This is a genomic window from Vibrio sp. 99-8-1 (assembly GCF_013114595.1).
GTDB lineage: Bacteria > Pseudomonadota > Gammaproteobacteria > Enterobacterales > Vibrionaceae > Vibrio.
The window spans coordinates 41,335-53,609 of the sequence record NZ_VTXE01000008.1 but is presented as its reverse complement, the minus strand read 5'-3'; the positions used below and the strand labels follow the sequence as shown (position 1 = coordinate 53,609).

12 protein-coding genes are annotated in these 12,275 nt (G+C 41.5%); 9 read left to right on the top strand and 3 right to left on the bottom strand.

What is annotated here, in order from left to right; translation table 11 throughout:
• Positions 1–7 precede the first annotated feature (7 nt).
• Genes nagA through F0227_RS05805 form a run of 3 tightly spaced genes read right to left on the bottom strand, consistent with a single transcriptional unit; the run spans position 8 to position 2,699 of the window.
• A complete protein-coding gene (nagA, locus tag F0227_RS05815) occupies positions 8–1,147 on the bottom strand; it encodes an N-acetylglucosamine-6-phosphate deacetylase (RefSeq protein ID WP_171752244.1) in 1,140 nt (379 codons plus the stop codon).
• Between the two features lie 4 nt (positions 1,148–1,151).
• Positions 1,152–2,012, bottom strand: coding sequence for an N-acetylmannosamine kinase (locus F0227_RS05810; RefSeq protein ID WP_171752243.1), 861 nt, complete (start codon positions 2,010–2,012; stop codon positions 1,152–1,154).
• Entirely contained in the window at positions 2,013–2,699 is a 687-nt protein-coding gene (locus F0227_RS05805; RefSeq protein ID WP_171752326.1) for an N-acetylmannosamine-6-phosphate 2-epimerase, read from the bottom strand.
• Between the two features lie 273 nt (positions 2,700–2,972).
• Between F0227_RS05805 and F0227_RS05800 the strand changes: the two genes are divergently transcribed.
• The 9 genes from F0227_RS05800 to F0227_RS05760 all read left to right on the top strand — a co-directional run bounded on the left by F0227_RS05800 (position 2,973) and on the right by F0227_RS05760 (position 12,108).
• Positions 2,973–3,938: a sialic acid TRAP transporter substrate-binding protein SiaP gene (locus F0227_RS05800; RefSeq protein WP_171752242.1), complete on the top strand. Its 966-nt coding sequence runs from the start codon at positions 2,973–2,975 to the stop codon at positions 3,936–3,938.
• A 320-nt stretch (positions 3,939–4,258) separates the two neighbouring features.
• Positions 4,259–4,780 (top strand): TRAP transporter small permease, encoded by a 522-nt coding sequence (locus F0227_RS05795; protein ID WP_171752325.1) that lies wholly within the window; start codon positions 4,259–4,261, stop codon positions 4,778–4,780.
• Positions 4,781–4,784: 4 nt separating this feature from the next.
• Positions 4,785–6,068 carry a TRAP transporter large permease gene (locus tag F0227_RS05790; protein WP_171752241.1) on the top strand — a complete coding sequence of 428 codons (1,284 nt, stop codon included), beginning with the start codon at positions 4,785–4,787 and terminating at the stop codon, positions 6,066–6,068.
• A gap of 54 nt (positions 6,069–6,122) precedes the next feature.
• Positions 6,123–7,013, top strand: coding sequence for a dihydrodipicolinate synthase family protein (locus tag F0227_RS05785; protein WP_171752240.1), 891 nt, complete (start codon positions 6,123–6,125; stop codon positions 7,011–7,013).
• 215 nt (positions 7,014–7,228) lie between these two features.
• The gene (locus F0227_RS05780; RefSeq protein ID WP_171752239.1) at positions 7,229–8,425 is read left to right on the top strand and encodes an AGE family epimerase/isomerase; all 1,197 of its coding nucleotides are present in this window, start codon (positions 7,229–7,231) and stop codon (positions 8,423–8,425) included.
• Positions 8,426–8,434: 9 nt separating this feature from the next.
• Positions 8,435–9,382: a glucosamine-6-phosphate isomerase gene (locus F0227_RS05775; protein WP_171752238.1), complete on the top strand. Its 948-nt coding sequence runs from the start codon at positions 8,435–8,437 to the stop codon at positions 9,380–9,382.
• 68 nt (positions 9,383–9,450) lie between these two features.
• Positions 9,451–10,227 carry a PIG-L deacetylase family protein gene (locus F0227_RS05770; protein WP_171752237.1) on the top strand — a complete coding sequence of 259 codons (777 nt, stop codon included), beginning with the start codon at positions 9,451–9,453 and terminating at the stop codon, positions 10,225–10,227.
• 8 nt (positions 10,228–10,235) lie between these two features.
• On the top strand, positions 10,236–11,114 hold the full coding sequence (locus F0227_RS05765) for a ketose 1,6-bisphosphate aldolase (protein ID WP_171752236.1): 879 nt from the start codon (positions 10,236–10,238) through the stop codon (positions 11,112–11,114).
• Positions 11,107–12,108, top strand: coding sequence for a carbohydrate kinase family protein (locus tag F0227_RS05760; RefSeq protein WP_171752235.1), 1,002 nt, complete (start codon positions 11,107–11,109; stop codon positions 12,106–12,108). Before F0227_RS05765 ends, F0227_RS05760 begins: the two co-directional genes overlap by 8 nt.
• Positions 12,109–12,275: the final 167 nt, after the last annotated feature.

Here is a 12,275-nt window from a genome sequence, read left to right as displayed (position 1 = left end):
TTTTCGGTTATTGCTTAATTAGTCGACCATCCACTAGTACCGATTTAGTCTGATAGTTTTGATTCAATATGGTGGCTGAAGCGGTAAAGTTGGTTTTTAAATAACCGAGAGATTCGTGCATGTTGATAGCATGTGCTGGGTAAGTGGATACCATTTTTATGGCTTCCTTTTCATCAACACCCCAATCAACTAAATTAGCGAGTGATTCATCCAAACCAATATGTGCGCCAACTAAGTTACCTTCTTCGTTGATCAGTTTTTTGCCATCAACATAAATAGTCTCTTCGCCAAGCGTAAAATGATCTTTACTATCCCCCAGAGTTGCCATTGCATCTGTGACCACCAATAGCTTTCCTTTCGGTTTAATTCTGCTCGCTAGCAATAAGTTTTGCTGAGCTACATGAATATTGTCGGCAATGACGGAACACCATGCTTTATTCTCAGATAATGCGGTGCCAACTACACCCGGCTCTCGACCCGTTAAAGGAGACATTGCATTAAATAGGTGAGTAAAGCCGTCCATGGAAGAAAGTTTTGTTGAAAGTTGAGCTGCTGTCGCATTGCTATGCCCACATGACACGATACAACCCTGATTGTGTAGCCATTGAATAGAGTTCGCTTCTACGCACTCAGGCGCGAGTGTTATCAGCACTGTTCCCTTGGTTAGCCAAGGTAGTTTCTTTAACTGAGATACTTTAGGTGAGTAGAGAAATTTCTCAAAATGTGCGCCACGTTTTTTGGCATTTAACCATGGTCCTTCTAGATGAATACCTAGAACACTCGGCAAGTGCTCAGATATGGCTTGCTCAATTGTTGTTAAGGCTTGTTCCATTTTCTCAACGCTGTCACTAACTAGCGTGGGTAATAAGTAGGCTGTTCCGTGTTTATGGTGTGCAGAACATATAGTTCTTACTCCTTCAATGGTCGTCTGTTGGTTAAACATAACGCCACCACCACCATTGACCTGTAGATCAATAAACCCCGGAGTGACGGTACAGCGTGGGTAATGATGCTGGTAAGTATCACTTGATAACTTATCGACAGGAACAATAGCGGTGATTTGTCGATTTTGCCAAACAAGTGCCGAATTTTCATGAAACTGAACGCCGTCAAAAATACGGTCAGCAATAATCGCTTGCGGATACATATGTTTATTGACCTTCGAACTGGTACGCGGCACCTAATAGACAAGCGTCATGGCTTCCATTGGCTGCCATTACATTTACTCTAAAAGGAACGGGGCGGTTATTGATTTCCTCCTGCACACGGGTTAAGTAGCCGTTTGCTAAGCCAACACCACCACCTAATACAATAATATCCAAATCTAAGCTGGCTTTCAGGTTGCAACAAAGAGTCGCTATAGCGCCTGCTTGAATGATCGATTTTGCTTGTGCGTCACTTTCGGATAGCGCGAACAGTTCAGGGTTGGTTATCTCTGGCGAAAGCAGTTGTCGAGCACGTTTGTTTATTGCGGTTCCTGATGCGATAGCTTCTACGCAGCCTTTTTGACCACAGCCACACTCTTGGCCTGTATGATCGATCACCATGTGACCGATATGTCCAGCAAAATTGGTGGTTCCTTTATGTAGAGATTTATTGATGACTAGCCCACCTCCTACACCAGTAGAAACCGTTATATAGGCCATGTTCGTTACATTTTCATCAAGCTGCAAAAACTCAAACCACGCTGCGGCTTGCGCGTCATTAAGGATGTCAACTGGGTACCCTGTTAATGAACTAAGGGCATTGTGTAGTGGGAATGGCGCTGGGAAGAAAAGTGTATCAGGGTTGATCGCCGTTATTCCTTCAGGTGTCACTAAGCCCGTTGTTGATACGCCAATACGGTCAACATCTGGTAACCAAGCTTGACACTCATCAATGATAGCTTTAGCAAACTGATCGGCTGAAATGGCTTTTGGTGTTGCTATCTGCTTACGTTGTTGCAACTCGCCATGTTCAATTAGACCAAGAGCGATTTTTGTACCACCAATATCTATTGCCAGCGTTTTCATTTATCGTACCTCTGCTGATTGTGTCGCTGAGTTGAACCAGTTAGTCACAACTTCTAATCGTGTTAATGCTGAGCCTACTGTAACGGCTACAGCGCCATTTTCAATTGCTTTTGCTGCTAGCTCAGGCGTGTTATAGCGACCTTCTGCCATGGTAAAGTAACCTGCTTCGGAAAACTGCTTTACTAATTCGAAATCAGGCTCTGTTGGTTCTTCGCCACCACAGTAACCAGAAAGTGTAGAGCCAATGATGTCAACGCCATGGTCATGCGCCCACTGACCATCTTCAAAACAAGAGCAATCGGCCATTGCAAAACAGCCGGAATTTTTGATTGCTGTTGCAATATGGTCACGAGACTCAGGTCTCTCTCGATCGGTTGCATCAAAAGCGATAATAGTGGCACCAGCCTCTGCTAATGCTTTTACATCTTTATCATATGGTGTAATTCGTACCGGACTATCGTCGAGATCGCGTTTAACAATAGCGATAATTGGAATGGTAACAGCTTGCGCCACTGCCATCACATTAGCAACGCCTTCAATTCTTAGTCCTTTTGCTCCGGCTTGTTCTGCGGCTACAGCCATAGCAACAATAATCTCTTTTTTCTCTAATGGGCTATCAACAACAGGTTGAATAGATACAATAGTTTGCTTATGTAGAGATTCCCTTAAATTATTGATGCATAACATGTTATTACTCACGATTGACCTCTTCTTATAGATGTTTTACTACAGAAAATGTGACCTCTACTCATGGTAGAAAATTAGATTAAAAATCGAGCAGATTGATTCAGCTAACGAAATATTGCCCGTGATCACATTTCCAAAAAACTACAATTGAAAAAAAACTTCACCGCAATAATAATCCATAACGAAGATTTTTTTCAAATAAAATAAAATTTTTTTTTGAAAAGTTTGAAAAGAGTTAAACTTACTGTGTGAAAGGAACAAAAGGGAATAACTATGAAAGCCATGAACAAGATATCTATCGCATTGCTAGCACTGGGTTGTGCGGCTTCTGCTAATGCTGCAATGAAACTCAAAATGGGTATGCAACCTTCAGTTGGCTCTATTGAGTATGAATCAGCGGTTGTTTTGGGTGATACACTTAAAGAGCTAAGCGGAGGGGAGATGGAACTGGCTATCTATCCTAGCGCACAATTGGGTGATGATCGTGCCATGATGCAACAAGTTACAATGGGTGACCTTGATTTCACTTATGCTGAATTTGGTCGTGTTGGTTTGTGGATTCCGCGTGCTGGAGCATTTGCCCAGCCATATGTGATTAAAGATTATGATCACATTAAACGCATTTTTGAATCACCTTATGGATTAGAAATTCGCAAAGAAATGCAAGACAAGTTCCAGTGGCGTGCTCTAGACACATGGTACAACGGTACTCGTCAAACAACGTCGAACCGTGAACTTAAAACCATGGCAGACTTTAAAGGTTTAAAACTTCGTGTACCAAATGCTAAATCACTATTAAGCTATGCAAAATACTCTGGCGCTTCTCCAACGCCAATGGCGTTCTCAGAAGTTTATCTAGCTCTTCAAACCAATGCAGTAGATGGACAAGAAAACCCGTTACCTACTATCAAAGCGATGAAGTTCTACGAAGTACAGCCTTACCTAGCTATCACAAACCACGTTGTTAATGACCAAATGGTTATTATGTCAGATGTTACTTGGAATAAATTAACAAAAGAGCAGCAAGAGATTGTGAACAAAGCAGTAGCTAAAGCTGGTGCGGCACATACTAAGAAAGTGCAAGATCAAGAAGCAAATCTTGTGTCATTCTTTGAGTCTCAAGGTGTGACTGTTACATATCCAGACTTAGCACCATTCCGTGAAGCAATGAAACCACTGTATAAAGAGTTTGATGCTACTTTAGATGCGCCAGTTATCGAAAAAGTAGCAAACATGTAAATGATATACCCAAGTAATCTCAAGATGCAGGATTCAGAGCGACATCAATACGTTCAGTTCAAGAAAGATAGCCGAAGGAATGGCATTCCCTTTCAAGGTTATCTGACGCAGAAATGGACGTATTGATGTGCTCCCAAAGGGCGAGTTTTATTGGCTCTTGCTCTGTGTTACTGATTCTTGCCGTAGAATGACTATGCCTTCAAATCAGTGCCTTGATCAGAAGCCAATAAATTCTCGCTGAACAAGCATCTTGAGGTTACATGGGTATCAAGACAATACTTATTAAGTTGTTAAAACTGAGCTGGCGTTTTTCGCCAGCTCTGGAGCATAAAATGTTTGGTAAGATTTTTAAAAATATTGAAGAGATTATCACAGTACCACTAATGGTAATTCTGTTGTGTTTATTAACATGGCAGATTGTTACTCGATGGCTGCTGAATGATCCTTCCCTTTGGAGTGAAGAGCTCGCTAGAGTTCTTTTTATGTATATGTCGTTAATTGGCTGTGCGTACGCGATTAAAACCAGTACTCACGTCAACATTACGTTTTTTTCCGATAAGCTGCCGGAAAAAATTCGGTTATGGCTAGTCTTTAGCCTTGAGCTTGCTGTGTTAGCTTCTATTTTCGCCATTATTTATCTTGGCTATCAACACGTACAACGTACAGCCTTTTTTGAGCTGATCACTTTAGGTATTTCCTCTAAATGGATGAACTATAGCTTGCCGTTAGGTGGCGTGTTTATGGTGATTCGTCAAACGCAGAAAATGTACGGTATTGTGTTAAACATAAAGAATTGTGGCAATAAAGATATTGTCAATGATTCACAGGCAGCGGAGAGGTAATGTTATGACTGGTTCTATTTTTGGCTGGCTAGCTCTTCTATTTGCTGGTATGCCTGTTGGTTTTTCTCTTATTTTTGTGGCGTTAGTTTTCCTATTTCTGACCAATAGTACGGGCATGAATTTCGCTGCGCAACAGATGCTTGGTGGCATCAATAACTTTACACTTTTGGCTGTTCCATTTTTTGTTCTAACCGGACATTTAATGAATAGTGCAGGTATCACAGAACGTATTTTTAATTTTGCTAAGTCTATGGTTGGTCATGTTACGGGCAGCTTGGGTCATGTAAATATTATGGCGAGTCTGCTTTTTTCCGGAATGTCTGGTTCAGCGCTAGCTGATGCTGGTGGACTGGGACAACTAGAAATAAAGTCGATGCGTGACGCAAAGTATGATGATGATTTTGCTGGTGGGTTAACGGCGGCTTCATGCATTATCGGGCCACTGGTTCCACCTTCGATTCCTTTGGTCATCTACGGTGTGGTATCCAATACGTCAATTGGTGCTCTATTCTTAGCCGGTGCGGTTCCTGGTTTGCTCTGTTGCGTTGCATTAATGGCCATGAGTTACTTTATTTGTAAGAAGCGTGGTTATATGACGTTGCCAAAAGCGACACGTCGTGAACAGTTAGTTTCGTTTAAAGAAGCCTTCTTATCATTACTGACACCAGTGATCATTATCGGTGGCATATTCTCTGGTAAATTTACCCCTACAGAAGCCGCCGTTGTTTCTTCGCTTTATGCACTATTTTTGGGGACAGTTGTTTATAAGCAGCTAACGCTAGAGAAGTTTGTAGAGCTACTTAAAGATACGGTAAATACCACGGCAGTTGTTGCTCTTATGGTAATGGGCGTAACAGTATTTGGTTGGATTGTTGCTCGTGAACAGTTGCCACAAATGCTGGCGGATTACTTCTTAACCATTAGTGACAACCCACTAATACTGCTGTTGCTGATTAACTTACTGTTACTATTTTTGGGAACATTTATTGAGTCATTAGCATTGCTTTTACTGTTGGTGCCTTTCCTTGTTCCTGTTGCCGCGGCGGTTGGTATTGACCCTGTTCACTTTGGTGTTATGGCGATATTAAACTTAATGATTGGTATTTTGACTCCACCAATGGGAATGGCTCTCTATGTGGTGTCTAGAGTGGGGAATATTCCATTCCATACTCTCACCCGAGGTGTATTACCATTACTTGTGCCGCTATTTGTTGTGTTGTTTTTAGTAGCAGTATTTCCCCAATTTACCCTATTCCTTCCGGAATTCTTCTTAGGGTATGGTTTGTAAGTGTTTGCTAGGGGCGAAAGCCCCTATATGTCGAAAAATTTAGGAATAATTGAAATGAAAAAATTACAAGGCTTAATAGCGGCTCCACATACGCCATTTGATAGCAATAACAAGGTTAACTTCTCTGCGATTGATCAGATTGCTCAGTTGTTAATTGACCAAGGTGTTAAAGGTGCTTATGTTTGTGGAACAACTGGAGAAGGCATTCACTGCTCGGTTGAAGAACGTAAAGCTGTTGCAGAGCGTTGGGTAAAAGCCGCAGATGGTAAACTTGATCTGATTTTACATACTGGTGCGTTAAGTATTGTTGATACTTTGGATTTAACGCGCCATGCAGATACTTTGGATATTCTAGCGACATCAGCGATTGGACCTTGCTTCTTTAAACCGGGAAGTGTTGAAGATCTTGTTGATTACTGTGCACAGGTTGCTGCGGCAGCACCATCTAAAGGTTTTTATTATTATCACTCTGGTATGTCTGGTGTGAACTTGGATTTAGAGCAGTTTTTGATTCAAGGTGATAAGAACATTCCGAACTTATTCGGTGCTAAGTTCAACAATGCGGATCTGTATGAATACCAACGTTGTATGCGTGTTGCTGGTGGTAAGTTCGATATTCCTTTTGGTGTAGATGAGTTCTTACCAGCAGGTCTTGCTGTAGGTGCCGTTGGTGCTGTAGGTAGTACATACAACTATGCCGCTCCACTTTATCTAGAGATCATCGAAGCGTTTAACGCGGGTAAGCAGGACGAAGTCGCTCGTTTAATGGATAAAGTTATTGCCATTATTCGTGTCTTGGTAGAGTACGGCGGAGTTGCTGCTGGTAAAGTTGCTATGCAGCTTCATGGTATTGATGCTGGTGATCCTCGTACACCAATCAAGTCATTATCTGCTGCGCAAAAAGCCGATGTCTTGGCGAAACTGCGTGACGCTGATTTTGTTTAATTAGATCTCCTTATAATATGAATAACGGGCTTAATCACGAAGAGATTAAGCCCGTTTTTTTATCTCTATACTTAAATTGTCTAAGTACAACACCAACTAACAACGACGATCAGGATCCTTTTGATGTGATTTCATTCACATTAGGACAGTACATAACTATTAATTAAAGTTAGTTTAATATATATTCTTTAAATAATATGGAGTTTACGATTACTATGAAAACTGAGCAGATAGATCAATTACTGAAAACGTATAGAGACGGCTTACTTAACGATACTTTGCCGTTCTGGATAAACAATGCCGTGGACTTTGATGATGGTGGTTTTCATTGTGCTCTTGACCGTGATGGCACGCTTTTAGATAGCGATAAGAGTGTTTGGCAGCAAGGACGGTTTTCATGGTTACTTGGTCACTTATATAACAATGTTGAGCAGAATGAACAGTGGCTTGATCTTGCTAAGCACGGTGTCGACTTCATAAAAAAACACTGTATTGACCCAAACGATGGTTTGATGTGGTTTACCGTGACTAAGACAGGTACACCGGTTAGAAAGCGTCGATATCGTTTTACTGAAACTTTTGCCTGTATCGCCATGGCGGAGTTAGCGAAAGCAACTAATGATGATCAGCTAAAACAGCAAGCCATTGATTTATTCGAGCTGTATCAAAGAGAGAATAGATGCAGTTCTCAACCTTCTAAGTTTACCGATGAGTACCTGAAAGAGCGGCCGATGCGCGGTTTAGGCATCCCAATGATCGATATCTTTACCTGCCAAATCTTGCGCGACACAGTAGACCTAGCTAACGCTACCGAGATCATCGATAAAGCTATAGCAGATATAGAACAGTTTCATGTTAAAGACGATATTCGTTGTGTAATGGAAACTGTTTCATTAGATGGAGAGATTGTTGATCATTTTGATGGTCGACTTCTTAATCCCGGTCACGCCATCGAAGGGGCGTGGTTCATCATGGATGAAGGAAAAAAACGAGGCATACAGCGCTATATCGATCTGGGTTTGAGAATGCTGGATTATTCTTTCGAGCGTGGTTGGGATCAGGAATACGGCGGTGTGCTTTATTACCGAGATGTATACGGTAAACCCGTACAAGAGTATTGGCAGGACATGAAGTTTTGGTGGCCACAAAATGAGTTAATCATTGCTTCGTTAATGGCGTATCAAATTACGGGGTTGGAAAAATATCAAAAGATGCACCAGCAAGCCCATGATTGGGCGTATAAATATTTCCCGGATGAAGAGTATGGTGAGTGGTACGGCTATCTTAATCGAGATGGAAGACCTTCGTTTATGTCAAAAGGCACCATGTGGAAAGGACCGTTTCATCACCCAAGAATGCAATTATTTTGTTGGAAGCTTGCAGAGCAAATTAAGCAGCAAGCCATTAAATAGGTAAGTAAGATGTTAAGAGAAGAGAGCAAGTTAAGCAGTCAATGGTGGGATTTTACTACCATTGATCCCTCTATTATCAATGATGCAGCGAAGTTAACCGTAAAAGATATCGAACAGCTTGCCCGGCCAGGCTTTGAAGTGCATTTTTACGATTCAAGGGAAGAGCTATTTATGGCTCAAGCTATGCAGTATATCCATGACTGGAAAGCCGCAACAGCCGAAAACCCATCAGGGATCTGTGGTCCGATAGGGCCTACCGAACATCTACCTCTAGTAGCAAGAATAGTAAATGAGCTAGAACTGGATCTATCTAATAGTCACTTTTGGGGAATGGACGAGTGGGTTGAACAGGGTAAGGTTGTCGGAGAATCGCATCCACTGAGTTTTGCCGGAACCAATTTGCGACTTTGGTACAACCTTATACGCCCAGATCTGAGAATGCCAAAAGAGAACCTTCATTTTCCCGGAGAAGATTTGGCAACATTCAGCCAATCATTCGCCGATTTCCTCTGCATGACGGTGCAAGGTGGTCAAGGGGACATTATGCATTGGGCGTTTAATGATCCTGTCAAACGAGAAGGTTCATTTAGTGACGTTCCCCCAACTGTTGATGAGTATTTGCAGCTTGGTGCCCGTCATGTGGATCTTCATCCTATGTCCTGTATCCAAAATAGCCAAGCGATGGCTGGTGGAAATCTATTTTCAGTGCCTAATAAAGCCGTGACATTAGGACCAAAAGAAACGTGGTTAGCAGAGAAAGTGTCAATTTGGCATCCGGGCTATCATGCTAATCCATTTGGTCAAAGACTTACGGCATTTATGATCAGTAAAGGTCTGGCTGACAGTTGTGTTCCTATGTCGTTATTGGCAGAGCATCAGTGCGTTCAGTTCCATTTTTATCGAGATGGATTAGGTAACTGTACTCCTGAGATTGGATACCCTTTGCCTATTAAATAGTGGCAGAGATGAGAGCTCAATTTAAGATCTTATGTGACCATCTGTTTAATTATCTGTAAGGACAGACTATGAATTCAAAAATTGCATTAGCAATTATGGCTCATCCCGATGACATTGAATGGCGAGCTTCTGGAACACTAATGCAGCTCAAAAATGCAGGTTGGGAGATCCATTATGTCTCTTTGGCAAATGGGTGCTATGGAACACGAGAACACTCATATCAGGATATTGTTGCCATTAGGCGTAAAGAGTCGATGGAAGCCGCAAAGTTTATGGGAGCAATTTACCATGAAAGTATTTGCGATGATCTGAGTATCTATCATAGCGAGGAAATGGTTAAGAAAGTCGCTGCAATTATTCGTACAGTACAGCCTGATATCATTTTGACCCATCCTCTGGAAGATTATATGGAAGACCATATGAATACCGCCAGATTAACCTGTACGGCTGCATTCGCAAGGGCTGCGGTCAATTATCAGAGCTTACCTGAGGTTTCTGCATACAACAAAGATGTCTGTATTTATATGTCACAACCTCATCGACTTCATAATAGGATGCGTCAGCCTATTGGCGCAGAGTTGTATATCGATGTCACCTCCTATATGGAAGTGAAATCCATTGCGATATGTCTACATAAGAGTCAAGAAGCTTGGTTAGGGGAGAGTCAAAGCACAAAAACTTTGGCTGATGAAATGATTGAAGATTGTCGAGAAATGGGCAATCAATCCAAGAAATATGCTTTCGCTGAAGGGTGGAGCCGTTTCTATCACGTTGGCTATTGTGATAGTGAGTATGACCCTCTGTACCTTTCATTACATCAACACGCAATACGTTCAAATAACTAGGAAAAAATATGTCTTTAATAACTCTCAAAGAGATGCTCGGCGTTGCACGTCAACACAGGTTTGCTGTTGGTGCATTTAATGCTATCGATTCCCATTTTATAGATGGAATTTTTACTGCCGCAGAGCAGAATGAATCGCCCATTATTCTGAATGTTGCTGAAGTTCATACACGAAGAATCGATCTTGTGGATATTGCTACTTATGTAAAACATAAAGCGAACCAAGCAGCGATTCCGGTTGCGCTTAATTTGGATCACGGTTTGACTTTCGAAACTGTTGAGAAAGCTCTAAAAGCGGGTTTCACCTCAATTATGTATGATGGTTCACACCTCGAATATGAAGAGAACGTTAAAAACACGCGTACTGTGGTTGAAATGTGTAAAGAGTATGGTGCTTCTGTAGAGGGAGAGCTTGGCGCAGTTGGTGGAGACGAAGGCGGTGCTCTTAATGGTGAAGCTGATGAGTCTTTATATACTCCGGTAGATTTAGTTCAAGACTATATTGGTAGAACTGGCATTGATGCACTAGCCGTTGCCATTGGTAATGCTCATGGTAAATATAAAGGTATCCCTAAGCTAGACTTCGCACGACTAGAAGCGCTGAATCACTTGTCTTCAGTTCCATTGGTGTTGCATGGTGGCTCAGGATTGTCTGAACGTGATTTTAAACGCGCTATTGAGTTTGGTATTGCTAAAATCAATTTTTATACTGGTATGTCTCAGGCATCAATTGCATCCATACGCGATAACATTGATAACCCAGAATTTATTACGCAGTACGACCATTATCTATTGATGATGAAAGAAGTTCAGGCTGAAATTGCTGATACGGTTACAGGGCAAATGAACATATTTAGCAGCGTAAACAAAAAGGCACTATATGAGTAAGACCTTTCCCCAACGTCATGGTGTGCTGGCTGTTGGAAACTTGCTTATCGATAAAATGAAGTCAATTACAGGCTATCCCAGAGAGTGCATGTTGACACATATAGAGAGTCAAAGTATTAGTTGTGGGGGAGGCTGTTTAAATATTCTGTTTGATCTTGTTGAAATTGACAGTACGTTGCCGCTCTTTGTTGCAGGAATAGTGGGTCAAGATCGAGAAGGTAGTTACATCTTAAAACAGTGTAATGACAGAACGATAGACAGTTCAAACATTACAATGAAGCCGTGTAGTAGTACGTCATACACGGATGTTTTTATCAATAAGCAGAACGGTAATCGAACGTTTTTCCACAACAGTGGAGCCAACAACGAGCTTGATGCTGATTTTATATTGTCGATTAACAGCAGCGCGAAAATAGCACACCTTGCCTATTTATTGGTTCTGCCTCAGTTAGATAAAAATGACAGTGAATATGGTTCACAAGGTGCGAGGGCACTTAAATCATTGCAAGATTCTGGATTTAAGACATCCTTGGATCTCGTTTCAGATTCAGATGTAGAACGTTTTGAACAGTGGGTGAAACCAGCACTAAAGTATGTTGATTACTTGATAATTAATGATGAAGAAGCTTATGCACTCACTGGGATAACGCCTAATGAAAACAAAGATGACTATCAACAGATGGTGATGCAATTGTTTGAGATGGGAGTGAATGACACAGTAGTCATTCACTATCCAGAAGGTGCAACAGGCGCTCAGTTGGGTAAAGAGGTGATCTCTGTCTCTGCATACAGAGTAGAGAAACAAGATATCGTGAGTACTTTAGGGGCTGGTGATGCATTTTGTGCTGGTGTTTTATATGGCTTGCATGAGAACCAGTCCTTGCAATACTGCATGCAACTTGGCTGCGCATCTGCACACTTTAACCTGTTTGCTTTATCAGCAACGGATGGTGCACCAAGCTATCAAATGCTAACGGAATTAATTAACCATTAAACGTGGTTATTTTATTAAGTAACCACAACTTGATATATGGATTCCACTCTCTCGGTATGTCATTTCAGTTAATTAGTTATAAAGAATAAAATCACCGCCAAATGATTAAGGCGGTGATTTTTGGGGTTTTATGAATTGATACCTTCAGTATTATTCAAAAATATACC